This window comes from Rhizobium sp. ERR 1071, assembly GCF_007828675.1.
Taxonomy (GTDB): Bacteria; Pseudomonadota; Alphaproteobacteria; order Rhizobiales; family Rhizobiaceae; genus Rhizobium; species Rhizobium dioscoreae.
Genome location: NZ_VITM01000002.1, coordinates 532602 through 559005, shown reverse-complemented (window position 1 = coordinate 559005; position 26404 = coordinate 532602). Strand labels below are relative to the sequence as shown.

General features: G+C 58.5%; 22 protein-coding genes. 13 read left to right on the top strand and 9 right to left on the bottom strand.

The annotated features are described in order from the left end of the window. Positions 1 to 385: 385 nt before the first annotated feature. The gene (locus tag FBZ99_RS08015) at positions 386 to 2641 is read right to left on the bottom strand and encodes a TonB-dependent hemoglobin/transferrin/lactoferrin family receptor (protein ID WP_145632362.1); all 2256 of its coding nucleotides are present in this window, start codon (positions 2639 to 2641) and stop codon (positions 386 to 388) included. 319 nt (positions 2642 to 2960) lie between these two features. Here FBZ99_RS08015 and FBZ99_RS08010 point away from each other — a divergent pair, with 319 nt between their 5' ends. Further along, positions 2961 to 3761 carry an extensin-like domain-containing protein gene (locus tag FBZ99_RS08010; RefSeq protein ID WP_145632359.1) on the top strand — a complete coding sequence of 267 codons (801 nt, stop codon included), beginning with the start codon at positions 2961 to 2963 and terminating at the stop codon, positions 3759 to 3761. A gap of 43 nt (positions 3762 to 3804) precedes the next feature. Here FBZ99_RS08010 and FBZ99_RS08005 read toward each other — a convergent pair whose 3' ends face one another. Together FBZ99_RS08005 and FBZ99_RS08000 are read right to left on the bottom strand one after the other, a co-directional pair. Continuing rightward, on the bottom strand, positions 3805 to 4650 hold the full coding sequence (locus FBZ99_RS08005; protein WP_145632357.1) for a protein-L-isoaspartate O-methyltransferase family protein: 846 nt from the start codon (positions 4648 to 4650) through the stop codon (positions 3805 to 3807). A 177-nt stretch (positions 4651 to 4827) separates the two neighbouring features. Continuing rightward, positions 4828 to 6510 carry a formate--tetrahydrofolate ligase gene (locus FBZ99_RS08000; RefSeq protein WP_113332202.1) on the bottom strand — a complete coding sequence of 561 codons (1683 nt, stop codon included), beginning with the start codon at positions 6508 to 6510 and terminating at the stop codon, positions 4828 to 4830. A 166-nt stretch (positions 6511 to 6676) separates the two neighbouring features. Here FBZ99_RS08000 and FBZ99_RS07995 point away from each other — a divergent pair, with 166 nt between their 5' ends. Continuing rightward, a complete protein-coding gene (locus FBZ99_RS07995; protein WP_083258168.1) occupies positions 6677 to 7186 on the top strand; it encodes a TIGR00645 family protein in 510 nt (169 codons plus the stop codon). Between the two features lie 12 nt (positions 7187 to 7198). On the opposite strand, the gene FBZ99_RS07990 is transcribed toward FBZ99_RS07995, so the two are convergent. Next, positions 7199 to 8164 carry a hypothetical protein gene (locus tag FBZ99_RS07990; RefSeq protein WP_145632353.1) on the bottom strand — a complete coding sequence of 322 codons (966 nt, stop codon included), beginning with the start codon at positions 8162 to 8164 and terminating at the stop codon, positions 7199 to 7201. A gap of 565 nt (positions 8165 to 8729) precedes the next feature. Between FBZ99_RS07990 and FBZ99_RS07985 the strand changes: the two genes are divergently transcribed. After that, positions 8730 to 9461 (top strand): helix-turn-helix transcriptional regulator, encoded by a 732-nt coding sequence (locus FBZ99_RS07985; RefSeq protein ID WP_145632350.1) that lies wholly within the window; start codon positions 8730 to 8732, stop codon positions 9459 to 9461. Between the two features lie 99 nt (positions 9462 to 9560). Here FBZ99_RS07985 and FBZ99_RS07980 read toward each other — a convergent pair whose 3' ends face one another. The 4 genes from FBZ99_RS07980 to FBZ99_RS07965 all read right to left on the bottom strand — a co-directional run bounded on the left by FBZ99_RS07980 (position 9561) and on the right by FBZ99_RS07965 (position 13044). After that, a complete protein-coding gene (locus FBZ99_RS07980) occupies positions 9561 to 10700 on the bottom strand; it encodes a DUF2333 family protein (RefSeq protein WP_145632347.1) in 1140 nt (379 codons plus the stop codon). Positions 10701 to 10898: 198 nt separating this feature from the next. After that, positions 10899 to 11921 (bottom strand): hypothetical protein, encoded by a 1023-nt coding sequence (locus FBZ99_RS07975; protein ID WP_145632344.1) that lies wholly within the window; start codon positions 11919 to 11921, stop codon positions 10899 to 10901. Between the two features lie 69 nt (positions 11922 to 11990). After that, positions 11991 to 12377: a c-type cytochrome gene (locus tag FBZ99_RS07970; RefSeq protein WP_145632816.1), complete on the bottom strand. Its 387-nt coding sequence runs from the start codon at positions 12375 to 12377 to the stop codon at positions 11991 to 11993. Between the two features lie 85 nt (positions 12378 to 12462). Beyond that, the gene (locus tag FBZ99_RS07965; protein ID WP_075851140.1) at positions 12463 to 13044 is read right to left on the bottom strand and encodes a thymidine kinase; all 582 of its coding nucleotides are present in this window, start codon (positions 13042 to 13044) and stop codon (positions 12463 to 12465) included. Positions 13045 to 13278: 234 nt separating this feature from the next. On the opposite strand from FBZ99_RS07965, the gene FBZ99_RS07960 reads away from it, so the two are divergent. From FBZ99_RS07960 to ade, 7 genes are all read left to right on the top strand, one after another. Then, a complete protein-coding gene (locus tag FBZ99_RS07960; protein WP_145316474.1) occupies positions 13279 to 14235 on the top strand; it encodes a choline ABC transporter substrate-binding protein in 957 nt (318 codons plus the stop codon). A gap of 170 nt (positions 14236 to 14405) precedes the next feature. Further along, the gene (gene choW / locus FBZ99_RS07955; RefSeq protein WP_069612714.1) at positions 14406 to 15263 is read left to right on the top strand and encodes a choline ABC transporter permease subunit; all 858 of its coding nucleotides are present in this window, start codon (positions 14406 to 14408) and stop codon (positions 15261 to 15263) included. Beyond that, the gene (choV, locus tag FBZ99_RS07950) at positions 15260 to 16309 is read left to right on the top strand and encodes a choline ABC transporter ATP-binding protein (RefSeq protein ID WP_113332194.1); all 1050 of its coding nucleotides are present in this window, start codon (positions 15260 to 15262) and stop codon (positions 16307 to 16309) included. The genes choW and choV overlap by 4 nt, the downstream gene beginning before the upstream one ends. Before the next feature lie 36 nt (positions 16310 to 16345). Then, a complete protein-coding gene (locus FBZ99_RS07945; RefSeq protein WP_145632341.1) occupies positions 16346 to 16837 on the top strand; it encodes a HugZ family pyridoxamine 5'-phosphate oxidase in 492 nt (163 codons plus the stop codon). Positions 16838 to 17204: 367 nt separating this feature from the next. Beyond that, positions 17205 to 17522: an ArsR/SmtB family transcription factor gene (locus FBZ99_RS07940; RefSeq protein ID WP_015340680.1), complete on the top strand. Its 318-nt coding sequence runs from the start codon at positions 17205 to 17207 to the stop codon at positions 17520 to 17522. 353 nt (positions 17523 to 17875) lie between these two features. Further along, on the top strand, positions 17876 to 19204 hold the full coding sequence (locus FBZ99_RS07935; protein WP_145632338.1) for an aspartate aminotransferase family protein: 1329 nt from the start codon (positions 17876 to 17878) through the stop codon (positions 19202 to 19204). 91 nt (positions 19205 to 19295) lie between these two features. Beyond that, entirely contained in the window at positions 19296 to 20993 is a 1698-nt protein-coding gene (gene ade / locus FBZ99_RS07930; protein ID WP_145632335.1) for an adenine deaminase, read from the top strand. Here the strand turns inward: ade and bglA are convergent, their stop codons facing one another. Further along, on the bottom strand, positions 20994 to 22640 hold the full coding sequence (gene bglA, locus FBZ99_RS07925) for a beta-galactosidase BglA (protein ID WP_145632332.1): 1647 nt from the start codon (positions 22638 to 22640) through the stop codon (positions 20994 to 20996). A 293-nt stretch (positions 22641 to 22933) separates the two neighbouring features. On the opposite strand from bglA, the gene FBZ99_RS07920 reads away from it, so the two are divergent. From FBZ99_RS07920 to FBZ99_RS07910, 3 genes are read left to right on the top strand one after another with little or no spacing between them, the layout of a single operon-like run. Next, positions 22934 to 24514, top strand: a complete 1581-nt coding sequence (locus FBZ99_RS07920; protein ID WP_113332190.1) for a peptide ABC transporter substrate-binding protein — start codon at positions 22934 to 22936, stop codon at positions 24512 to 24514. Positions 24515 to 24565: 51 nt separating this feature from the next. Further along, positions 24566 to 25489 (top strand): ABC transporter permease subunit, encoded by a 924-nt coding sequence (locus FBZ99_RS07915; RefSeq protein ID WP_113332189.1) that lies wholly within the window; start codon positions 24566 to 24568, stop codon positions 25487 to 25489. Beyond that, the gene (locus FBZ99_RS07910) at positions 25486 to 26403 is read left to right on the top strand and encodes an ABC transporter permease subunit (RefSeq protein WP_112411575.1); all 918 of its coding nucleotides are present in this window, start codon (positions 25486 to 25488) and stop codon (positions 26401 to 26403) included. Before FBZ99_RS07915 ends, FBZ99_RS07910 begins: the two co-directional genes overlap by 4 nt. Position 26404: the final 1 nt, after the last annotated feature.

Genomic DNA, 26404 nt, shown 5'->3' with positions numbered 1-26404 from the left:
CGCCGGCGGCTCCTTTTGCCGCGCTACGCCGATGCCGATGGCCCAAGCAGGCCAATGCTCGAAAACATGTCATGACGCGGCCACGCAGATGCGCGAGCTCGCGTCGCCCAAAGGGCAGACCAGAAGGATTGAGTGAGAAAACAGCCTCTGATCAGCCCTGCAAACGCATCTGCAGGGCACGAGTCGGACCGAACTGGCGAATATGCCAGACTATCTTGGTCATACGGTCCTCCTCTCTTCTTTTCTCGACGGTTAAAGACTGCGTTGTTCAAATAGCATCGAACGCTGCCATTTACAATTGCGCAGATCGCCCGATGCCACGCGGGAGAGCAAAAAAGAGGCGATGCCGAAGCATCGCCCAAGTTTGCTGCATCGATGTAACGGCTTAGAACCGTTGCGTCAGCGTCAGCTTGAAGGTCCGGCCGGGTTCGGAATAATAGGAAGCAGGCTGGGTCAGCGTGCCGCTATAGGACGGTGCGTTGAGAGCGTCGTAATAGGTCTTGTTGAAGATGTTGTAGACGCCGCCGCGAATGCTAAGGCCCTTCACCTGCTCCGGTTCCCACCAGGCTGTGAGATCGAAGATACCGTAGGCAGGGGTTTGCAGCGTATCGCCTGTCTTCTTCGCCTCGCGCGCCGCGGTGATGAAAGTCAGGTCCGTTCCCCAGACTTCGGTCGCATAGCCGACAGTGAAGGCCGCCTTGGCCGGAGCGACGGAGTTGATCCACTGGCCGGTATCGGAATCCTTGCCGTGGACATAGGCAAACGAGCCCTTGACGTGGATGCCATTGTCGAACGTCTTGTGCGCGTTGACCTCGACACCAAACATGCGGACATTGGCGCGGTTGAAGTATTCAGTGATCCCGAGCGGATAGGTGCCCGTAGGATCGCGATAATTCAGCGTGTCGATGAAGTTCTTGTACTTGTTATAGAAGGCGCCGATATGGCCGCCGAAATCGTCATCGCCGAGGTTGGTGCCGATTTCGATGCCGTTGCTGGTCTCGGGCTTCAGGTTCGGATTGCCGATGTTGACGTAGCCGCCAGGTACGCCGTAGTTCACATAGAGTTCGCTGACGTTAGGTGCACGGAAGGCCATCGCCCACTGCGCATAAAGTTCGACATTGTCCTGCGGCTGATAGGATGCGCGCAGCTTCGGCGAGAAGCGGCTGTCGGATTGTCCGGGGGGCAGGCCATCATAGTTGGCGCTATCACGATAGGCAGCGGTGTTCTTCGGCGAGTAGTCATACCAATCGAAGCGCAGACCCGGCGTCAGATAGAAATTGCTGGAGCCCAACTCGATCTTGTCGTCGATGAAGGCGCCGACGCGCTTGCCATCGACATCGGGCATGTCGGACTGGTTGGTGTGCAGGAAGGCGCAGGAAGCACGCCAACGCGGATTGTCGCAGCTATCTTTGCCGGCCGAGTACTGGTGAACTTCGTCGAAAGCGACGTCGAGACCGAACGTGACCTGATGATGCAGGCTGCCGGTATCGAAAGACTTCGATGCGTTGCCGGCGAAGCCGATGCTGCGGTCTTCCATTTCATTACGGCGCCAATAGTCGCCAATGACGGATGTATAGCGATAGCCCTCAACACCGCCTTCACGCAGAAGATTCTGCCAGTAGAAAACGGCATTTGCGGTATCAAGCAGCGAATCGGCACTCTCGGCTTCATATTTGTAATCGAGCGACACGCGATTGCGCTCGACATTGTCTGTCCCGTTGTAATTGCCAGGCCGGAAGTTTCCGGTCGGGCTCTGCAGGGTCATCAGATCGGTGGTTTTATCCTTGTTGTAGTGCTCGGCCGTGATGCCGAAGGTACCGACGTCGGTATATTGACGGATCTTGAACAGGCCGCTTCTCTGATTGTAGTCGGCCGGATTTGCCTGGGTACGCTTGGTTGAGTAGCCGCCGACATCGCCATTGTTCTCAAGCTCATGACCATGCGTGTAGCCGCCCTGGAAGAGAACGGCGGTATTGTCGATGCGCTTGGCAACAGCGGCCGAACCGCCAATGCTCCGGTCGTCGCCATTATAGCCGAACTTGAAGACGCCGCCCCAGGTAGAGCCGGGCGCAATGAGATCTTCCGGCTCCAGAGTGCGAAGCACGAAGGCACCACCGAGAGCGCCTGAGCCGGCACGGCTTGAATCTGCACCGCGCACGATATCGACGCTCGAAAGCGCATTGAAATCGAAGCTGTTGACGCCGCCATTGCCACCATTATTGGCGCCGCTAGCGTTGCCGCGTGAAGCATCAAGAAGGAAAGGAATTTGGATACCGTCGACGGTGGTCAAAACGCGGTCGTCGCCAAGGCCGCGAATATTGACGCCGCCGGTCGTACGGTTGAAGCCGACGCCGACTTCGGTGCTGCGGCCGAGATCCTCGATACGTGTGATTTGCTGGTCGTCGATGTCCTTGGCCGTCGTCTCGCTTGTGGTCGGAGAGTCGGCAAGCACATCCTTGTTCGCCTTGCCTTTGCCCTTCACGACGATCGGTTTCAGATTGGTGACTCGATCGCCCTTGGCGGCCTCGCCTGTCGCCTCTTCATTTTGAGCGGCTGTTTGCGCAAAAGACGTCGTCGCCAGCCCGAGAGCGAGAAACGCGGTGCATGCCAAGAGGGCCGAGCGTGAGCGCCGGACAACCATAACCATTCCTTTCGAATTGCTTCACCGGGCTGGCTGGTTGCTGCGTCGAAAGCAGGCAAGGGGCTGGCTAGGTTATCTTGTTAACGGGCGGAAATATTCCGCCTTCTTTCTGCCGCATAAAAAACATGAGTATTATTGTCAATATATTCGGCACGCTTAATCATGAATAAAATTTTCACCTTTTAAGACAAGAGGCGAACGTTGCTGAATTGCAACGAAATGACAGCCTCGCGCGTTCTATCGGCATCATCATTAGAATTGGCTGAATTACTTGATGCTGTTTAGAATTGTTTCATTAGTCTCCGCCGCCGTCCTTTTCATGGCCGCCTCTCTCCCGCAGACCGGCCCGATACCCGAGCAAAAACCGGATCAGGAACAAGTTCAGCCGGATGGCAAAGCGCCGATCCCGGCAGAAAAACCCTCGGCATCACCGGACGGCCCTGTCGTTCCGGCGGAAAAGCCGACGGCTCAACCGGAAGAAAAGCCGGCGCCACAGCCGGAGGAACAGACAAACGGCCAACAGATGCAAGGCCCTCCCCGTCCGCCCCTGACCATCGCTTCCGAACCGGATGATCAGCACCAGGCCTGCCTGAAGGCGCTGACCGCCATCGGAGCGACTTTCAAAGAGATCGCCCGCATCGACGATGGCAATGGCTGCGGCATCGACAAGCCGATCGCGCTTAGCTCTCCGCTGCCGGGCATAGAATTCAAGCCCGAAGGGAAAATGCGCTGCGAAGCCGCTCTAGCTTTGGCTCAATGGATGAAGGAAAGCGTCATTCCATCAGCGACGGCATTGGACAATGGCAAGATCGTCACGATCAATCAGGCATCGACCTATGTCTGCCGGCTGCGCAACAATGCTTCCACCGGCAAGATCTCCGAGCATGCCCGCGGCAACGCCATAGATGTCGCGAGCTTTACCTTCGAAAACGGCAAGACCATCGCAATCGAGCCACGCCGCGAAGATCCGACGCTGACAGGCGCATTCCAGCGTGCGGCCAGTGCGTCTGCCTGCCTCTATTTCACGACGGTTCTAGACCCGGAAAGCGACGCTGCCCACGAGACCCATTTTCATCTCGACGTCATCGAAAGGAATGGCGGCTTTCGTTACTGCCACTAGAAACGCGTCGTGGGCTTGGTCCCACGATGATCTTTGAATCTCTTCATATCCCGAGGCCTGCATTCGAGAACCATAGGTCTCTATAGATCGCCACCGCCGTTTCGTCCGGCGCTCGCTCCTGAGTGAGCCAAACCGACTGAATGGAGCGAGCCTCGCCGCCATTCGGAATTTTCGCGGATTGCATGGGATCGGAGGCCCCGATGCAGGGGATGAAATAGGCGGGCATCAAAGCACGAGCGCTGAATCCGGTATCCTCGCGGGTAATTATGACGGCAAGTCCGACTCTCTCGTTCGCCTGCCAGGGCACGATGAGCCGGCCTCCGGGTCGCAACGCCTGCAGCCATGACTTCGGCGGCGCCACCACGCCGGCACTCACATAGATCAGATCGGCATCCGGAAGCTCGAACGAAGTCGCATCGGCACAGATGACGGAAACGTCTTTATAGGAGGTGAGATTGTCTCGCGTGCGGCCGGCCAATACCTCATCGATCTCGATGGCATGGACATGCCCACCCGGTGTCACCAGCGTTGAGAGAATGGCAGTGTAGTATCCCGTCCCCGTGCCGATCTGAACGACGGTTTCGCCGGGCTTGGGCGCAACGGCGCCCAGGAAAGCGGCATGGAGAAACGGCTCGCCATTGTTGATGCCCTTCGATCTGTCCAGGGAGACCAGAACATTCTGATAGAGAAAGGCAGGATCGCTGCTTGGCGTTTCGAGATAGCGTCCCTTGACCACGATCTGCCAAGGCCCGGGTCCCATGAAGGCTTCGCGCGGCACCTGGCGGAAGGCCCGCTCTAGCCTTTCATCCACCGAGTTGCTGGCGGCAGCCATCATTTTCGCATGGAAGGCGCGTATATCGTCCAAGCTGGCACGGCTGTCTGCAGTCACGATCTGCCTCCACTCTTCCATCCGATGATGTCGGTGTCCGTTGTCGATCCTGTTGCCGGTGGCGTCAAGCGAACTGGCAGTTTTTCTCCCTTGAACCGCATCGCACTCTGCTGCAGGTGGAGCCGAACCGGCAGAGATTCTGAGTTCAAACGGCCTCGGTTGAATCGGATTCTGAACTTAAAACAGTCCTTCGATGTAGCCCTGATCATTGAGGAAAATCCTCTCGGCTGCCGGCGATTTCGGCAGTCCGGGCATGGTCATGATCTCGCCGGTGATGACGACGACGAAGCCGGCCCCGGCTGAAAGGCGCACCTCGCGAACGGGTACGATATGGCCTTCGGGTGCCCCCCGAACATTCGGATCGGTCGAGAAGGAATATTGCGTCTTCGCCATGCAGACCGGCAGATGCCCATAACCCTGATCCTCCCAGGACCTGAGCTGATCTCGCACGGCCTTGTCAGCCGTCACCTCACCGGCATGGTAGATCTTGGAGGCCACGATCTCGATCTTCTCCAGCAAAGGAAGATTATCGGGATAGAGCGGCTGGAATTTCGCCTGGCCGGATTCGGCTAGCTCCACCACCTTGTGCGCGAGGTCGGTGATCCCGGCAGAGCCCTCGGCCCAGTGCCGGCAAAGGATGGCCTCGGCGCCGAGACGGGCGACATAATTCTTCAGCGCCTCGATTTCGGCTTCCGTGTCCGAAACGAAATGATTGATTGCGACGACGACAGGCACGCCGAACTTGCGGACATTGGCGACATGCCGGCCGAGATTGGCGCAGCCCTTCACCAAAGCCTCGACATTCTCCCTGCCGAGATCGTCCTTCTTGACGCCGCCATTCATCTTCAAGGCCCGCACGGTCGCGACGATGACGGCGGCATCCGGCGAGAGCCCGGACTTGCGGCATTTGATATCGAAGAATTTCTCCGCACCCAGATCGGCGCCGAAGCCGGCTTCCGTCACGACGTAATCGGCAAGCTTCAGTGCCGTGCGCGTCGCAATCACCGAGTTGCAGCCATGGGCGATATTGGCGAAGGGACCGCCATGCACCAGTGCCGGATTGTTCTCCAACGTCTGCACAAGGTTCGGCTGCATGGCGTCCTTCAGGAGCACGGCCATGGCGCCGTCGGCCTTCAGGTCGCGGGCATAAACGGGCGTACGGTCGCGGCGATAGCCGATGATGATGTTGCCGAGCCGCTTTTCCAGATCCTTGAGATCGGATGCCAGACAAAGGATGGCCATCACCTCGGAGGCGACGGTGATATCGAAGCCACCTTCGCGCGGAAAGCCGTTCGCAACGCCGCCGAGCGAGGAGACGATATCGCGCAATGCGCGGTCGTTCATATCCATTGCGCGGCGCCAGGTGATGCGCCTGATATCGATATTCTGCTCGTTGCCCCAATAGATATGGTTGTCGATCAGCGCGGCAAGCAGATTATGGGCAGAGGTGATCGCATGGAAATCGCCGGTGAAATGGAGGTTGATATCTTCCATCGGGATAACCTGCGCATAGCCGCCGCCGGCCGCCCCGCCCTTCACGCCGAAGCATGGGCCGAGCGACGCCTCGCGTACGCAGACCACGGCCTTCTTACCGATGCGGTTCAGACCGTCGCCAAGGCCAACCGTCGTGGTGGTCTTGCCCTCACCCGCAGGCGTCGGGTTGATCGCCGTGACGAGGATCAGTTTGCCGTCCTTCTTGCCAGCCTGTGCTGCAATGAACGCTGCACCGATCTTTGCCTTGTCGTAACCGTAAGGTGCGAGATCTTCCGCCGGAATACCGAGCTTGGCACCGATCTCCATAATCGGCAGCTTCTTCGCCGCGCGCGCAATCTCGATATCGGATGCCACTGTCGTCGCCATAAGTCTCGCCCCCAAACATACGGTCATTTCCCTGTCGGGATAAACCAATATGTTTCGGGTGTGAATAGTTGGCGAAGCCCCTCCCTATCGAAACGCGCCGCCTTGTCTCACGATGCCGGCATGCCTATTTTCGGCGTCCAATCAAACCGCGGAAGAAGGAAAAGATATGAAGTCCCTGGAATTGCTGGTCGAGCGCATCATTCTCTCCAGTCGCTGGCTTCTGGTGATCTTCTATCTCGGTCTTGCCGCCTCACTCGCCGTCTACGCCGTTTCGTTCGCCTATAAGTTCTATAAGGTGGCGATCAATGTCTTAGTCTATGACGAAGCGGACATGATCCTCGCCATTCTCGGCCTCATCGATGCCGCCCTGGTGGCAAGCCTGATCGTCATGGTGATGATTTCCGGCTACGAGAATTTCGTCAGCCGCTTCGACGAGGCCGAGGGTGAGGTTTCCTTCCTCGGCAAGCTCGATTCAGGCAGCCTCAAGATCAAGGTCGCGTCCTCGATCGTCGCCATTTCCTCGATCCACCTGCTGCAGATCTTCCTGAACGCCACTCAATACGACAACGCCAAGCTGATGTGGTTCACCATCATCCATCTGGCCTTCGTCGTGTCCGCGCTATTGCTGGGCTTCCTGGAAAAAATCATGGCGAAAGCCAAAGCCAAGGATAGCTAAGGCCGGGAGTGACTACTTGCCGGCCATTGCCGATGCGCTGGTCATCGGCGCAGGAGCTGCCGACGGTGCCGGCGCGGCACAATCGGAAATCGATTGATTGTCCCTGCAGTTGCGCGCCGAGACCAGCGCATCGGCATCGGCGAGCTCCGTCGTCAGCCTCAGCCTCAACGCGTCCATCTGCGAAATCAGATGAATGCCGTTCGGGTCGGTTCCAAGCATCAGATCGACAAGTCCCCGGTCCACGCCCATCTTGTCGAGGAAGCTGACCAGCCTCGCCCTCTGCGCCTTGTCGAGCTTGGTCGTATCGTACTTGCCGACGAATTTACGGCCGATCTCTTTCTTGGAGATGACCTTACGCTTGCCATCCACCATCTCATATTCGGTGCGGTACTGGACGCGCACCTCGCTGTAGGTCGTTGTGATCTGATGAACGCCCAGTAGCGCGAAGGGGCTGGAAACGCGCTGGACACCGCCTGCAAAAAACAGCGGGCAGGCCGAAAAGCAGATTGCGCCGTCCGAGAATGGCTGTCCTGTTATCGAGCCGGCCTTGGCAAAAGCTGCCGAGCAGATCGGCTCGGCATAGGGGCATGCCCGCGAGCGAGTACGCCCGACTGCGATCGAAAGCTTCTGCTTCCGAATGATACGAGCCATCTCCATGGCTGCTTTGACATCGCCACCTGGCGAACTGACGATTATGGGCAACTTGCGATCGCCGACCTGTTTCAGGATTTTCTGCAGCTTCCGCGGCGTATCTGCCATGATCTGCCCTTCGGCGGAGATCCAGTCCGGACATGTATTATCGGCACGGCACTGGCCCATCTCGCCGTGAACGAGCAAGAACCGCATCGGCGTGCCGCCGGCAACGCCAGCCGCTTCGGCAAGCGCAGGCGAAACAAGCAGAAACGAAATGCCGGTGACGAACCACAACAGCGTTTGACAGCAGCGCGCCGCAAGCTGCGGGAAGAAGCGAAAATTCATGAGTCATACGCCTGCAAGCGATTACCTTGGCAAGACCGATAGCAACCGCTTTGGGCCTTCGCAAGGCGCGCCGATGCGGCAACGCATCATTTGATGAAACTCCCGGCCGCTTGCACCCATCCAAGAGCTGGCGACGAGAAAATTGAGCACCGGCGGACCTCAGGAACGAGAGATGGAACCGAACTGATGCTGTGACAAACGGTTAATCCTAACATGAAGCATGGGACAGTTTTGGATCAAGCCGCGGCTGCTTGCCAGCTCAGACCGCCCTGTTCAAAACGCACATTCAGACCTCATTTTGACCTGGCAAATGCGCTTCGCCGGGTTGCTCCCCAACTGCCGAGGTCGACGCAAAATGTATGGCCCCGTCGAAATTAGGCTAACAGAAACGCTATTTTTACGCTTAATGACCATTTTGGGCGAAGATTTGCGTAGTTTTGCATGCCTGAATATTAAAATATATGAAAATGAAATTATTTCTGGTCCTGTGGTATTTTTGCGTCTAGCATTCACTCCTAAATCCGGTATTTGATAACGATAACACGCTGTGGGCGCTTCAACTCATATGTCCTATATCATTACTGCCGAGAGACAATTGCTGCTTTCTGCCGAGTTGGCTGCTGCTCGGACACAAGCGGCCTTTGCACTGGCCTTGGAACGGACCGCGTCAGCTTTTGGCTTCAGCCATATGGCTCTCATGAACGCCCCGGTTCCCGACGACACGATGATGACGCCGTTGCTCATCGAAGGCACGATGCCGGCTCAATTCGTACGTGAATTCGATCGCCATCAGCTCGTTCGCCGTTGTCCAATGCTGTTGCGCACGCGCGATTCGGTCATGCCGCGCTCCTGGCATCTGCTGGAAAAGGACGCCGAACCCGACGCGGATTTGCCGCGCGAACTTCGCGCGCTCCTGATCAACTACAATTGCCCGATGAGCGTCATCATTCCGGTCAACGCCCCGGATGGTCAACGCCTTGTCTTCTGGTTCATGGGCAATCGCAACAGTCTCAGCCAGAGCGAGATCAACGAACTCACCCTGATCATGCTGCAGGCGCTCGATGCTTATAATTGCCTCAAGCGCAACGACAGTGCCGCGCCGCACTCGCTTTCGGCACGTGAGCTGGAAGTGGTTCGCTGGACGGCTCAGGGGAAGACTTCGGTAGAGATCGGCCAGATCCTCACCCTCTCCGACCATACGGTCAACGCCTATATGATGAATGCGATCAAGAAGCTCGATTGCGTCAACCGCACACAGCTTGTCGCAAAAGCCATCCGCCTGAAGCTGATCAGCTAGGCGAGCCCTCACTCAAGCACCTCCGTACGGAGCCCGACGACCGGGCCAAGCGTCTATGTGCGCCTGCCGCGCGGGAACGGACGGCAGTTCACTTCTTCTTTAGCGACCGCCCAGAACCGTACGGATTTCAACGAGGCTCGAACGCACCCGCAGAATATGGAAGCCCATGGTCGCGAGATGGCTCGGCATGAAGGAGCTATCTTCGGGTCCATTGGAAATGATGAAGGGCTGAATGCGCAAAGCAGTCTGCAATTGCGTCGTGACGTCGGCCCAAAGCGCGCTGACATTACGCTCGGCGATCACCTGCTGGAAATCCGAACGAGCCGCCATCAGGATACCGTAGCTCGCGTAGAGCTGCCCGTAAGCAAACCAGAAACGATCGTCAGCCCGCGTATCCAGCCAGCCGTAGCTGTGATCCCCTGCTCTCTTGGCCAATATATCCGCCGTACTACCGAGATCGTTGGCAATGTGGTCGACGAACTGCAGGAGATTGTCGGCGCGTCCGTCGAAAATCGCCTTGCAGTTGCCCAGGTCACTATTAAAGCTGCGCAGATTGCTCATTGCGGCGCGATAATAGCTTGGGCTCGGCGTCTTCGGCCCGAAGGGATGCAGGCCGAAATACCAGCTGGACTCATCGAATTGCAGGTTGCCGCGCGCCTTCTGCAGATCGCTGTTGATGCCGGATGTCCCGCGCACGCGGCCGAGTGTGTCGACCAGCTCCGCCGAGGTACGGCGAACGACAGAATTGATGCCCCGCTGGAAGGAAGCCTTGTTGTCGAGGAAGGGCGTGTCATCCCACGAAATGCCGAAGAAGCCGAGCTTGTAGAGCAGCATCGAGGAAATCCAGGCATTCTGGTTGACGTTGAAATCGATCATATCGGTGGCAACGTCGACGACAGCCGAGGTTTGGCAGGCCTTGGCCGCCGTTGCCGCGGCCTGCTGGCCGTCTGTTGCAGGCAGTTCTTGCCCGGCCGAATATTTGCGCTCGGAAAATTTATAGACATCCGGATAGGCCGGATTGAACCCTGTCCAGACCTGCGTCTGCCAAACGAAATAGATATAGAGCAGCGCCATCAGCGTCACGAAGGCGGCGACCGGCAGCTTGATCAGCCAGTTGCGCTGCCGATACCAGCCATGCGCTGCAAGAAATGGCCAGCTAAGCCCGACAAAAACCAATCCTAGCCAGCGTGCGATAGCGGCCCAGATCCGCTTGAAGAACGCCGTGATCGAGTCAAGCATGGACACGCCTCCTAAACCGTACCGCGCATCCCGCCGACACGCAAAGGACGCACCACACCAAACCTGCGCAATGGACGTCGCGAAAATCCCCGCGGCCCTCGGATCATTAAGTCCTTATCGCCATTCACGTTCCAGCAAATATGTGTTCTTGGGAAAAACAACAACCGTCCGCTTGGAATTTTCCATGACGGACGACAATCAACCCTCCGGTTGCACCTCTTCCGCCACTTCGCTCGAGCCTGCGGATTCGGGCAGCGGATGCGGCTCCAGCCGTCTCTTGAAGACGGCGTCGACATGAGCCTTGCGCGCGGCAAGATCATATCCCGCCAGCACATTCGGCTCGAACGCCTGGATCAGGTTCTCGACCGCCGCCGTTCGCGAAACCGCAGCCGATCCCGGCTCCGCTTCCGTCGCCAATGCCTTGAGCAAGGCGATCCGCTGCTCGATATCGACGGTCAGCTTGGCCGCCATCGCACCGATGGCGGCGATCTGATTGTTCAGGGCAACCGCCAGCCTTTCGTAAATGTCTATCAGGCGCTGCCGCACGGTTCTGCGGGATTGAAGCTCCTGCTCCTGTCGCCGAATATCATCCTGCTCGGCCACCAAAGCACGATAATCCGCCTCGAGTTCGGACTGCAGATCGGCATGGCGCGAAGATGGTCGGTTGCGCCGCTGATACATCAGTTTTTCCGCCAGCGCGTCGGCACGGCGCTGCACCTCCTCAATCTCGAAATCGAGCTTCCGCCGCCGCTCGATCACGCCTTCGAGCTGAAGTTCGCAGTCACGAAAGCACCGGGAGAATACGGGTTTTGCCTGCTTGAAAAGAAGATCGAGTTCGGCCGATGCCGCAAGGGCCGCGTCGACATTGAGGATGATCTCATCCGGCCTCATCGGTCTGCGTGCCAGCATCCGACCAAGCAAGCCTGCATTTTCAAGCCCGATCTTCTCATTGAACAATCGCTGATGCTGCAGATCAGCTTCGTCCGTCGCATGATCCAACTCTTTGACCAGCGACAGGGCGACCGATTTCCAACGGTCCAGCAGTTCGATCGCTTCGCGGACAAACGCTTCTTCGACGGGAAAATTGACGGCTGCGATGCGCTCGCTGTCCCTGGCGTGACCGGCAAGCGTCGCCACCGCCGAATTCGCGTCATTCATAGCGTCTTCGAGCGTCGTGCGTGCCTTATCGAGCATACCGTCGAAGGAATGAGGCCTGAGCATGAAAGCATTCCCTCCCCTGCCTTTGGCGCAAGACTAGCCGCTTCCAGAGGCGAAGGAAATGCACGAAAACTATTGGGCAGCGGCGGGGTTCTTCAGATAGGCGATGAGATTGTCGAGGTCCCTGTCGCTTTTCAGACCCGGGAACGCCATCCGAGTGCCTGTGACCAGAGATTGCGGCGCCGGCAGATATTTCCGCAGCAACGCTTCATCCCAGACCTTGCCGTCGGCGCCGAATGCCCGCATCGCCGGTGAGTAGACATAATCGGGCTTGCTTGCGACGGCTCGTCCGACGACCCCCATCAACGAGGGGCCAACCCGATTGTCAGGCCCGGTCGCCGTGTGACAGGCACCGCATTTCTTGAAAACGACGGCGCCAGCGACCGCATCGCCGTCTGCAAGCGCACAAGAGGTCGAGGCAAGCACGATGGCGGCCGACAGCAGGCAAAGCAGTTTCATCATCCCTCCCGATCAGCTCAATCCCGACCAACGGTCATATGCCGAGCAAAGTCCGCAACGCTACTGAAAGCCCGCGGGCGGCGCTTCACTCGCAGGTGATCGCCTCTTCCCAATGACGACGACAGAGCGAGACATATTTGTCGCTGCCGCCGATCTCGATCTGTGCCCCTTCGTGAACGACCTTGCCGGCGGCATCCAGGCGCACGACCATCGTCGCCTTTCGCCCGCAATGGCAAATGGTGCGCACCTCGCGCAATTCGTCGGCGATGGTCAGCAGTTCCTGTGACCCCGGAAACAAGCGTCCGTGGAAATCCGTGCGCAGCCCGTAAGTCATGACCGGAAGGCCGAGGCGGTCGACGATATGGGCAAGCTGCCAAACCTGCTCGCGCGTCAGAAATTGCGCCTCATCGACGAAAACGCAGGCAAGCGGCTCGCTTGCATGCATTTCATCGACCATCGCATAGAGATCGTCGCTCGTTTCGAACGGCAAAGCATCCATCGTCAGTCCGATGCGCGAGGCGATCGTGCCGCGGCCGGCGCGATCGTCGAGGGCTGCGATGAAGGCTGCGGTGCGCATGCCGCGCTCCTGATAATTGTAGGCAGCCTGCAGCAGCATCGTCGATTTGCCGGCATTCATAGTCGAATAATGGAAGTAGAGCTTGGCCATGACATTCTCCTTGAATGCTTCATGGGTGCTGCAGGACGATAAGGAAAGATGGTCGCGGCGAAAACCACAGGATTCAGGCGTGCTTCGCTTAGGGCGCAAAAGCCTTGGCCACAGGCGGACAGAAAAAGACGGGCGTCGCATTCAGCCCCCTCAAACCGCCGCAAATACACTGTGGTCGCTTGAAAATGTCAGTTATTGGTGGTTGCTTGGGAACGTTAGACTGGGAGTCACGCAATGATAAAAATGACCCTTACTGCATTCGCTTTCGCCTCAACTCTCTCCGCACTGACATTGGGCGCCACCGCGGCTTCCGCAGCCGAGCCGGCAAGCTGTAGCACCGTACATTTCGCCGATGTAGGCTGGACCGATATCACTTCCACCACGGCCACCGCCTCCATCCTCCTGAAGGCTCTTGGCTACGACACCGACGTCAAGGTGCTCGCCGTGCCGGTGACCTACCAGTCGCTGAAGAACAAGGACATCGATGTCTTCCTCGGCAACTGGATGCCCTCCATGGCCGAGAACATCAAACCCTTCGCTGCGGACAAATCGGTCGAAACCGTGCGTGCCAATCTGGAAGGCGCCAAGTACACCCTGGCAACCAATCAAAAAGGCGCGGATCTCGGCATCAAGGACTTCAAGGACATCGCCGCCCACAAGGATGAGCTTGACGGCAAGATCTATGGCATCGAGCCGGGCAATGACGGCAACCGGCTGGTGATCGACATGGTCGACAAGAACACCTTCGGCCTCAAGGGCTTCGAAGTGGTCGAATCCTCCGAACAGGGCATGCTAGCTCAGGTCTCCCGCGCCGATAAGGAAGGCAAGCCGATCATCTTCCTCGGCTGGGCCCCGCATCCGATGAACACCACCTACAAGATGACCTATCTCACCGGCGGTGACGACGTGTTCGGACCCAATTTCGGTGGTGCGACCGTCTATACCAACGTCCGGGCCGGCTACTTGCAGGAATGCCCGAATGTCGGCACCTTCGTTAAAAATCTCGTCTTCTCGCTGCCGATGGAAAACGAAATCATGGGCAAGATCCTGAATGACGGCAAGGATCCGGAAGTCGCAGCGACGGAATGGCTGAAGGCCAACCCCGCAGCAATCACGCCGTGGCTCGCCGGCGTCACCACCAAGGACGGCGGTGACGGCCTGGCGGCGGTCAAGGCCAAGCTCGGCCTGTAATGCGAGGATGGATGGAGGGGCGGCCAAACCGCCCCTTTCTCTTCCTTGAACGGACTGCTTGCTTTCGCGTCCCGCTACGACCCGAGAAGGGCCATGTGGCGTGACAGACCGTTATTCTTCGGCGGCACCTCCGGCTTCATACGCTACAATCGGAAACGCCGCCCCCAATCATGGGCAAAGACGTGAACTGGTTAACCGATTACCGCATCCCCATCGGGCCATGGGCCAAAGCCGTCGTCGACTGGCTGACGAGCAATGTCACATGGTTCTTCGACGGCCTTTCCTTCGTTGTCGCGCATGGAATCAACGGACTGTTGTTCGTCTTGCAGGCACCGCATCCGCTGATCGTCGTCGTTGTCTTCACGGCAATCGCCTACTGGATGCGCCGGAGCGTCACGATCACGGTCCTCACCCTGATCGGCCTGCTGATCACCATCAACCAGGGCTACTGGAAAGAGACGACCGAGACGCTGGCGCTGGTGCTGGCTTCCACCTTCGTCTGTATGCTGGTCGGCGTCCCCCTCGGTATCGCGGCTGCCCGACGTCCCTGGCTCTACGCCATCATGCGGCCGATCCTCGATCTGATGCAGACCATCCCGACCTTCGTGTATCTGGTGCCGGCAATGATCCTGCTCGGCCTCGGCATGGTCCCCGGTCTGGTCGCCACCGTCGTCTTTGCTCTTCCCGCACCGATCCGCATGACGCGCCTTGGCATCATTTCCACTCCCCCTTCGCTGGTGGAAGCGGCCGAATCTTTCGGCGCGACGCCACGCCAGGTTCTGCGCAAGGTCGAGCTTCCCTTTGCCACGCCGCAGATCATGGCCGGCCTGACACAGACCATCATGCTGTCGCTCTCGATGGTCTCGATCGCTGCCCTTGTCGGCGCCCCCGGTCTCGGCGTGCCGGTTCTGCGCGCGCTGAATAGCGTCAACGTCGCCAAGAGCTTCGATTCCGGCGCCTGCATCGTCATCCTGGCGATCATTCTCGACCGTATGTTCCGCGCGCCCGGCGAAGGAGACCGCTCATGACCGTCGCCGTTGATTTCAAAAATGTCAGCATCATCTTCGGCGATCGTCCCGATGCCGCGCTGAAACTTGTCGACGAAGGCAAGTCGCGCGACGACATCGGCAAGTCGACGGGCATGGTGCTCGGAGTCGCCAATGCCTCGCTGCAAATCGAAGAGGGTGAAATCCTCGTGCTGATGGGCCTGTCCGGCTCCGGCAAATCGACGCTGCTGCGCGCCGTCAACGGCCTGGCGCCGGTAGTGCGCGGCGAGGTCTCCGTCAACACCAAGAACGGCGCCGTCAGCCCCTACTCCTGCAGCCCAAAAGCCCTGCGCGACCTGCGCATGCACACTGTCTCCATGGTCTTCCAGCAGTTCGCGCTTCTGCCCTGGCGAACGGTGGCCGACAATGTCGGCTTCGGGCTTGAGCTTGCCGGCGTGCCGGACGCCGAACGCAAGAAGCGCGTCGACGAACAGCTCCAGCTCGTCAACCTGACGCAATGGGCCAATCGCAAGGTCAACGAACTCTCCGGCGGCATGCAGCAGCGCGTCGGTCTCGCCCGCGCCTTTGCAACCGGCGCGCCGATCCTGCTGATGGACGAGCCATTCTCGGCGCTGGACCCGCTGATCCGCACCCGCCTGCAGGACGAGCTTCTGGAGTTCCAGCGCCGCCTGAAGCGGACGATCCTCTTCGTCAGCCACGATCTGGACGAGGCATTCCGCATCGGCAACCGCATCGCCATCATGGAAAGCGGCCACATCATCCAGTGCGGAACGCCACAGGAGATCGTCAAGAACCCAGCCGACCAATATGTGGCCGACTTCGTGCAGCACATGAATCCGATCAGCATGCTGACGGCACGGGACGTCATGCAACAGGGCGTCGGACATTCGGCCAATGCCGGTTCCGTCACCGCCACGGCAACCGCCGCGACACCGCTCATCGATATCCTTGACGCCCTGACACGCCAGCCAGGCAATATCGGCGTTGTTGACAATGGCACGATTATTGGAACGATCTCGGCGCAAGACGTTGTGTCGGGTCTCACCAGCCACCGGCGAAAGGAGTAGTCGTTCGCGACTGCTCCTCAATTCATGGAGCCGTTAATGAACGACAAACCATCGGTGATCAGGGAAACGGATGAGGATGCGCGCAGTCAGGCGCGCGACCTCATGCACAAAGCCGCACATGCGGCCTTGGCCGTCATCGACCCCGAAACCGGCTTTCCCTTCGTCAGCCGCGTCCTGATCGCCACGGATGCCGATGGCGCTCCGGTCATCCTGGTCTCCGGCCTCTCCTCACATACCAAGGCTCTGATGAGGGACAGCCGCGCTTCGGCGCTCTTTGGCGAGCCCGGCAAGGGCGACCCTCTCGCTCATCCCCGCCTGACCTTACGCTGCAGCGCGGAGCGCATCGATCGGCAAAGCCAGGCGCACGATCGCATCCGAGCGCTTTTTCTCGATCGCCACCCGAAATCCAAGCTCTATATCGACTTTCCGGATTTCTGCTTCTTCCGCCTCGTTCCGCTCGATGCCAGCCTGAACGGCGGCTTTGGAAGGGCTTACATCTTGTCCTCAAAAGACCTGATGATGCTTTAAACCGAAAACAAAATCCGACGGCAATAAAATCATACAATAGTGCGAGAATTAGTAGGTGGACAGCCTGACGTAGAACCAGCCAATATTCTCAGGTTGCAAATCCGCAGTGACCAAAATTGGCATGTTTGCGGCTCCGAAACGATAAGAATCGACCTATTTTGGTCTAATTTAGCCCCTGGATGGGACGCTGGAGACCTCAGCATTATCGCTGAGGCATCATACGTACATACCTAAAACAGCATACTCGATACCTTAAATTTAGGTATATACAATCTTCGACCCCTCTTGGTATTGTTAGATATCGGTTTGGACCGGCTTGGAAATAGCACAGTTTCTGATGTACGCTCCGCATTGGGAAGATTAACAGATGAAGACAAGAGATTTGGCCGAACATTCTAATGTCGCGGCAGCATTATTATCAGCAATGGCGAACCCAAAGCGTCTTTTGATCCTTTGCAGTCTCGTTAAGGGTGAAGTTCCTGTTGGCGTTCTTGCCAATCAGGTCGGACTGAGCCAATCAGCACTTTCTCAGCATCTTTCGAAGCTTCGCGCTCAGAAGCTGGTCAAGACGCGTCGTGATGCTCAAACGATTTACTACTCCAGCACATCAGAATCCGTGATCCGTGTTCTTGAAACGCTGGAAGACATTTATTGCGAGCCGGAAAAAAGTAGATCGGCTGCTTAAGAGCTTGCAATAGCTCAAGGCCTGTCGACAGACGATCTCCGGGGAACACTTTAGACCCTGAAAGATCGACTTGCTTTCATCACCAGGTGTTTTACTGCTTTAACTGGCAAATCTTCAAATTTGCCAGTTTTTTCATGTCTGGACGAGCTCGCATCACGTCTGCAGACAATTCCGCGCCCGGCACCGCCGACCTGCCGCGATCCAATTCCTGCCGTACACCAGCCTCCTTTCCCGACCCATCTTTGCCTTGACGCAAATAGGCCGGCTGATAATTTGACCAAGCAGTAAATATAATCGCGCGGCGCGGCGCCGCGGTCGGGTAACAGGCCCCCGAATGGCCATTGGAGAACAGCATGTCGGACCGTTTGAATGCCACCCCCAACGATTTGCGCGCCTTCTGGATGCCGTTTACGGCCAACCGCCAATTCAAGAAGGAACCGCGCCTCTTCGTCAGCGCCAAGGATATGTACTACACCACCCATGACGGTCGGCAGGTACTGGACGGAACTGCGGGTCTGTGGTGCGTGAACGCGGGACACTGCCGCCCCAAGATCACCGAGGCGATCCGCCAGCAGGCAGGCGAACTCGACTATGCCCCGGCCTTCCAGCTCGGCCACCCCAAGGCTTTCGAGCTGGCGAACAGGCTGGTCGATATTGCACCCGAGGGTATGGACCACGTTCTTTATACCAATTCCGGTTCGGAATCGGTCGAAACCGCGCTCAAGGTCGCGCTTGCCTATCATCGCGTGAAGGGCAATGGCTCGCGCTTCCGTCTCATCGGCCGCGAGCGTGGCTATCACGGCGTCAATTTCGGCGGCATCTCCGTCGGCGGCATCGTCACCAACCGCAAGATGTTCGGCACGCTGCTGACCGGCGTCGATCATATGCCGCACACGCATATTCCCGGTAAGAACGCCTTCATGCGCGGCGAGCCAGAGCATGGCGGCGATATCGCCACCGAGCTTGAGCGCATCGTCACGCTGCACGACGCATCGACAATCGCTGCTGTCATTGTCGAGCCGATTGCCGGCTCCACCGGCGTGCTCATCCCGCCGAAGGGCTATCTGCAGAAGCTGCGCGACATCTGCACCAAGCACGGCATCCTGCTGATCTTCGACGAGGTCATCACCGGCTTCGGCCGCCTTGGTGCGCCCTTTGCCGCGCAATATTACGATGTGAAGCCGGATATCATCACGACCGCCAAAGGCCTGACCAACGGCGTCATTCCAATGGGTGCAGTCTTCGTCACGTCGGAGATCCATGACGCCTTCATGCAGGGACCCGAGCATATGATCGAGTTCTTCCACGGCTATACCTATTCCGGCAATCCGATCGCCTCTGCCGCGGCGCTGGCAACGCTCGACACCTATAAGGAAGAAGGCCTCCTCACGCGCGCAGCAGAACTTTCAGACTACTGGGCCGATGCCCTGCATTCCCTGAAGGACTGCCCGAACGTCATCGATATCAGAAACACCGGCCTGATCGGCGCCATCGAGCTTGATCCGATCGCCGGCGAGCCCACCAAGCGCGCCTTCACCGCTTTCCTCAAGGCCTATGAAAAGGGCCTCCTCATCCGCACCACCGGCGACATCATCGCGCTATCGCCGCCGCTGATCATCGAAAAGCATCACATCGACGAGCTGTTCGGCAAGCTCCGCGAGATCTTGCAGAATAATATCTAAGGCATAATCTCAAACAATCTCCGCCCCTCACGCCTCCTCTTGTATGAACAAGAGAGCCGGCATGAGGGGCGATCCATATGCGAGGGACGAAATGACCACCAAACTCGAACGCTACATCGACCAGGGCGTCGGCCGGGAACCCGCCGATATCGTGTTGAAGAACGGCCGGTTCTTCGATCTGGTGACGGGCGAGCTGGTCGCTTCGGATATCGCCATCTGCGGCGATCGCATCGTCGGCACATGCGGCGAGTATCAGGGGCGCGAAGAGATCGATATTGCCGGCCGCGTCGTTGTACCGGGCTTCATCGACACGCATCTTCACATCGAATCCTCGCTGGTAACCCCGCTCGAATTCGATCGCTGCGTGCTGCCCTATGGCGTGACCACCGCCATCTGCGATCCGCATGAAATCGCCAACGTGCTCGGCACCGAAGGCATACGTTATTTCCTCGACTGTTCGCTGGAAACCATCATGGATATCCGCGTCCAGCTCTCGTCCTGCGTGCCGGCAACGCATCTGGAAACCTCGGGCGCCGATCTGCCGATCGAGACGCTCTTGCCCTTCCGCAATCACCCGCAGGTGATTGGCCTTGCCGAATTCATGAATTTCCCCGGCGTGGTCCACAAGGACCCCGTCTGCATGGCGAAACTCGAAGCCTTCCAGGGCGGCCATATCGATGGCCATGCGCCGCTTTTACGCGGCAATGACCTCAACGGGTATCTCGCGGCTGGCATTCGCACGGAGCATGAATCGACAACCGCCGAAGAGGCGCTGGAGAAGATCCGCAAGGGCATGCATATCCTCGTGCGTGAGGGCTCCGTCTCCAAGGATCTGCACGCGCTGATGCCTGTTATTACCGAGCGCCTGTCGCCTCATCTGGCGCTCTGCACCGATGACCGCAACCCGCTCGACATCGCCGAACAGGGCCACCTCGATTATATGATCCGCACGGCGATCGCCCATGGCGTCGAACCCCTGGCGATCTACCGCGCCGCCTCGATCTCGGCAGCCCGCGCCTTCGGTCTGCGTGATCGCGGTCTCGTGGCACCCGGATGGCGCGCCGATCTCGTCGTCGTCGACAGCCTGGAAAGCTGCAAGGCCGAGATCGTCTTCTCCGCAGGCCGCCGTGTCACCGCCGAACTCTTCGCGACCCGCGGTTCGGTCGAGCCGGTCGGCCTCGACAGCGTCAAGGCCCGCCCGATCAACGCAGCCGATTTTGGCGTGCCAATGACGGAGGGCGAAAGCTCCGTCATTGGCGTGACGCCTGGCAAGATCATCACCCAACATCGCCGCTATCGCCTGCCGGCCAAGGGCAACCAGACCGATATCGACCTCGGCAACGATATCATCAAGGTCGCCGTCATCGAGCGGCACGGCAAGAACGGCAACCATGCCAACGGCTTCGTCCAAGGCTTTGGCTTGAAGAAAGGCGCGATCGCCTCGACCGTCGGCCATGACAGCCACAATATCTGCGTCGTCGGCGTCAGCGAGGATGACATGGCGCTCGCCGCCAATCGCTTGAGCGACATCAATGGCGGTTTCGTCGTCGTCGAGGACGGCGTCGTGACCGGTGAAATCGCCCTGCCTGTCGCTGGCCTGATGAGCCTCGAGCCTTATGAAAGCGTGCGCGACACGCTGCACCACCTGCGCCAGGCGGCCTACGCCCTTGGCGCGACCCTGGAAGAGCCCTTCCTGCAGCTTGCGTTCCTGCCCCTGCCCGTGATCCCGCATCTTAAGATATCGGATAAAGGCCTGGTCGATGTCGACAAATTCATGCTGATCGGCTGATCAGGCGAGCTTGCCGCAATAAACATCCAGAGCAGCAAGCGTTAGCGTTGCCCCGGCATCCGCCGTGTCAAACCCCGGCATGGCGATCGTCTTGCCAAGCTTGATATCCTCCGGCAAGGCAACCTTCACAGGCTTGCGGGAGAGATTGAAGACAAACAGCAGCGTCTCCTCACCCTTGGAGCGCGTGAAGGCGAGAACGTCCTCTTTTGTATCAAGAAAGATCATGTCGCCGTCACGCAGGGCGGCATGTTCTGCACGGAAGGCCAGCGTGCGCTGATAATGATGCAGCACCGAATCCGCGTCCGTCTCCTGCTTGTCGACGGCACGCGCCGCATGCTGATAGGGAACCGGCAGCCAGGATTTGTCGGCGGTGGTGAAGCCGGCATGGGCGCGGCTCGCTTCCCAGGGCATGGGCGTACGGCATCCGTCACGCCCCTTGAAGGCCGGCCAGAAGCGAATGCCGTAGGGATCGCGCAGATCCTCGAAGGCAAGCTCTGCCTCAGGCAGGCCGAGCTCTTCCCCTTGATACAGGCAAATGGAGCCGCGTAACGCCGAGAGCAGAGAGATCGCGAGCTTCGCAAAGCGCGGCTGCTCTTCTTCCGTTTTGGCGAAGCGGCTGACATGTCGCTGAACGTCATGGTTGGAAAAGGCCCAGCAGACCCAGCCATCAACGACATTATCCTGGAAATCGCTGACGCAGCGCCGGAAATGCGCCGGCGTAAAATCGGGGCCTAAAAGATCGAACGTGTAGCACATGTGCAGCTTGTCGCCGCCGCTGGTATATGCCGCAACCGTCTCCAGCGAGCGCACGCCGTCACCGACTTCGCCGACTGTCGTGCGGTTTTCGTATTGATCGAGCAATGCACGCAACCGCTTCAGGAAGCCGATATTTTCAGGCTGCGTCTTGTCGTAAAGATGGTTCTGCATCCCATAGGGGTTGGTTTCGGGCGCGTCGAGCCCGCCGGTCGCGACGAGCGCCGGCGGATTGTCGCGAAGCTTCTTGTCGCAGAAATAGTAGTTGACCGTATCCAGGCGGAAACCATCGACGCCGCGATCGAGCCAGAATTTGACGGCCGCCAATACCGCATCCTGAACGTCCGGATTGTGGAAGTTCAAATCCGGCTGCGATGTCAGGAAGTTGTGCTGGTAATATTGCCGGCGCACGCCATCCCATTCCCAGCCGGGGCCGCCGAAGATCGACAGCCAGTTGTTCGGCGCCGTTCCATCCGGTTTCGGATCGGCCCAGACATACCAATCCGCCTTAGGATTGTCGCGGCTTGCGCGGCTTTCAACAAACCAGGGATGCCGGTCGGAGGTGTGCGAGATGACCTGGTCGATGATGACTTTGAGGCCGAGCTCATGTGCTGCCGCCATCATCTCGTCGAAATCGGCAAGCGTGCCGAAGATCGGATCAACATCGCAGTAATCGGCGACGTCATAGCCCATATCGGCCATCGGCGAGGTAAAGAACGGCGCCAGCCAGATTGCGTCGACCCCGAGTGCGGCAATGTGAGGCAGGCGTCGGGTGATCCCCTTGATATCTCCGAGCCCGTTGGCATCCGTGTCCTGAAACGACCGCGGATAGACCTGATAGATCACTGCCCCGCGCCACCAATCGGCTCCCGCCGCTTTATTCGTCGATTTCATCAAACCGCCTCGATATCGCACAAGGCCTACCAGTTTGCACAGTCGGGCGCAGGCGGCAAGCTGCAAATCGGCTGCCTGAGAAACTCAACCATCGGGCGGATAAATTCGCTGTATCAATTTTAGAGATTTGTGAATATGAAAGTTCACATGCTAAGCATGCCCGACTTTTTTTAACTTGAAAGCGACGTCGCTTTCGATAATTTCGCGCATTGACCTGTACGTGAAGGTTACCTGCGGGATCAAGAATACCCTTGTAAAACAAGGACAATAACTCCAGAAAGGTGGGAAAACATATGGCGCATATCACCCGAAAATTTATCGCTGCGGCTTTCGTCAGCACGATATTGAGCGTTTCGGCGCATGCCGCGACCCTCAATATCCACAACGGCGGCGACCCGACTTCGCTCGATCCGCAAAAAATTTCCGGCGATTGGGAGAACCGCATCGACGGCGATATCTTCGAAGGGCTGGTGACCGAGGACCCCAAGGACAACCCAATTCCAGGCCAGGCTGCAAGCTGGACGATTTCGCCCGACCAGAAGGTCTATACCTTCAAGCTGCGTGACGGCATCAAGTGGTCCGATGGACAACCGGTGACGGCTCAGGACTTCGTCTTCGCCTTCCAGCGCCTGATGGACCCGAAGACCGCTGCTCAATACGCCTATCTGCAGTACACGATCCTGAACGCGGAAAAGATCAACAAGGGGGAGATCAAGGATCCGACCCAGCTCGGCGTCAAGGCGATCGACGACAAGACCCTCGAAATCACGCTTGAGAACCCCACCCCTTATTTCCTCAACGCTCTGATGCACTATACGGCCTATCCGCTGCCGAAGCACGTCGTGGAAGCAAAGGGTGATGAGTGGGTCAAGATCGGCAACATCGTCACCAACGGTCCCTACAAGCCAGTGGAGTGGGTGCCTGGTTCGCATGTCAGCATGGTCAAGAGCGACCAATATTACGACGCCAAGGACATCAAGATCGACAAGGTCAACTACTATACGCTGGAAGACCAGGCCGCTGCCCTGAAACGTTATCGCGCCGGCGAATTCGACATTCTTACATCGTTCCCGGCCGATCAATATGACTGGATCCAGAAGAACCTGCCCGGCCAGGCGCATGTGGTGCCGTTCCTTGGCACCTACTACTACGTCCTGAACTCCACCAAGCCGCCATTCAACGACAAGCGCGTTCGCCAGGCTCTCTCCATGGCCGTCAATCGCGAAGTCATCGGGCCGAAGATTCTCGGCACCGGCGAACTGCCGTCCTATTCCTGGGTACCGCCTGGTACCGCCAATTACGGTGAGCCAGCTTATGTCAGCTGGAAGGACGAGCCTTACAAGCAGAAGGTCGAAGAAGCAAAGAAGCTTCTGAAGGACGCCGGCTTTGGCCCTGACCATCCGTTGAAGGCTCAGCTGCGCTATAATACCAACGACAACCACAAGCGCATTGCCGTTGCGATTGCCGCCATGTGGAAGCCGCTTGGTGTCGATATCGAGCTCTACAACACCGAAACCAAGGTGCATTACGATGAAATGCAGCGCGGTGAGGTGCAGATCGGTCGCGCTGGCTGGTTGGCCGACTACAACGACCCAATCAACTTCCTGAACCTGCTCTCCACCGGCGTCGAAATGAACTACGGCCGCTGGAGCAACAAGGACTATGATGCTCTGATCAAGCAGGGCAATGAAGAAACCGATCTCAAGAAGCGCGCCGAAATCTACAAGAAGGCTGAGCAACTGGCCCTCGACGACAGCGCGGCTATCCCGATCTACTACTACGTTTCCCAGAACATCGTCGCCCCGAAGGTCCAGGGCTTCGTCGACAACATCCAGGACATCCACCGCACGCGCTGGCTGTCGATCAAAGAATAATTGGGAACAGGCTCCCTCCCGGACACGATCGGGAGGGAGCCGTCTAAGACCATGTTTGGCTACGCTCTCCGTCGTTTGCTGTCGACAATCCCGGTTCTGTGGATTGCCGTGACAGTGTGTTTTTTCATTCTGCGCCTCGCTCCCGGCGGCCCCTTCGATGGCGAAAGGCCATTGCCGCCGGAAGTCAAAGCCAACCTCGCGGCTCACTACAACCTCGACAAGCCCCTGGTTGAGCAATACCTGATCTATGTCGGCGACGTTATGAAGGGCGACCTTGGCCCCTCCTTCGCCAATCAGGACTTCACCGTCACCCAGCAGATCATGTCCGGCTTCCCCTATACGTTGACCATTGGCGGCGCCGCTTTCGTGCTCGCAACTGTCGTCGGCATCTTCATAGGCTGTCTCGGGGCGCTTTATCAAAACCGCGCGGCCGATTACTGGCTGGGCGGCGGTCTCCTCATCGGCCTGGTCATGCCGAGCTTCCTCATCGCGCCGATCCTGCAGCTCATCTTCGGCAACACGCTCGGCTGGCTGCCGGTCGGTGGCTGGGGTGACGGCTCCGTCAAATTCCTCATCCTGCCCATCATCGTCCTGACGCTGCCGCACGCGGCACGCATCTCGCGCCTGATGCGCGGCTCGATGATCGAAGTGATGGGCCAGAACTTCATCCGGACCGCCAAGGCCAAGGGCATCGGTCCGCGGCTGACGATCATGCGCCACGCGCTGAAGCCGGCCATGATGCCTGTCGTCTCCTATCTTGGACCGGCGGCAAGCTATCTGCTCACCGGCTCGCTGGTCGTCGAAAGCATTTTCGGCCTCCCCGGTGTCGGCCGCTACTTCGTCGGCGCGGCGCTGAACCGCGATTACGGCATGGTCCTCGGCACGGTCATTTTCTACATGGTCCTGATCGTGGTCCTCAACCTGCTTGTCGACATCGCCTATGCCTGGCTCGACCCGAAAGTAAGAATGCGATGATCCTCAATTCCGCCAAGAGAGAATTGCTGGAAGCGGAATTGCTTTCGGCAGAAGGGCTCGCACCCAAGGGGCGTTCCCTCACAGGCGACGCGATGCGTCGTCTCCTGCGCAACAAGGCGGCGGCACTTTCGCTGGTCATACTGGCCGTGCTGGTTCTGGTCGCCATATTCGGCCCGTATTTCCTGCCCTTCAACTATGAGGATCCGGACTGGACGTCGTTCCGCGGCGCTCCCGACTTCGCCGCCGGCCACTATTTCGGTACCGACGGCAATGGCCGCGACCTGCTGGCGCGCACGCTCTACGGCACCCGCGTCTCGCTGACGGTCGCTCTCGTCGCAACCCTCGTCTCGGTCATCATCGGCGTGCTCTATGGCGCCGTTGCCGGTTATTTCGGCGGTCGCGTCGATGCGATCATGATGCGCTTCGTCGATATCATGTACGCCCTGCCCTACGTCCTCTTCGTCATCCTGCTGATGGTGATCTTCGGCCGTAACGTCTACCTGCTGTTTGCGGCGATCGGTGCGCTGGAATGGCTCACCATGGCCCGTATCGTGCGCGGCCAGACACTGTCGATCAAGCAGCGGGAATTCATCGAGGCCGCACGCGCCTCGGGGCAGCGATCGTTCAAGATCATCCTGAAACATATCGTGCCGAACCTCGTCGGCCCGGTCGTCATCTACGCGACGCTGACCATCCCGGAAATCATCGCGACGGAGAGCTTCCTCTCCTATCTGGGCTTCGGTGTCCAGGAGCCGCTGACGTCTCTCGGCACGCTGATAGCCGAAGGCTCGGCGGGCATGGAGACGACGCCCTGGCTGCTGTTCTTCCCTGCCGGTTTCCTGGTCGCGCTGCTGATGAGCCTGCTCTTCATCGGCGACGGTCTGCGCGACGCATTCGATCCGAAGGATCGCTGAC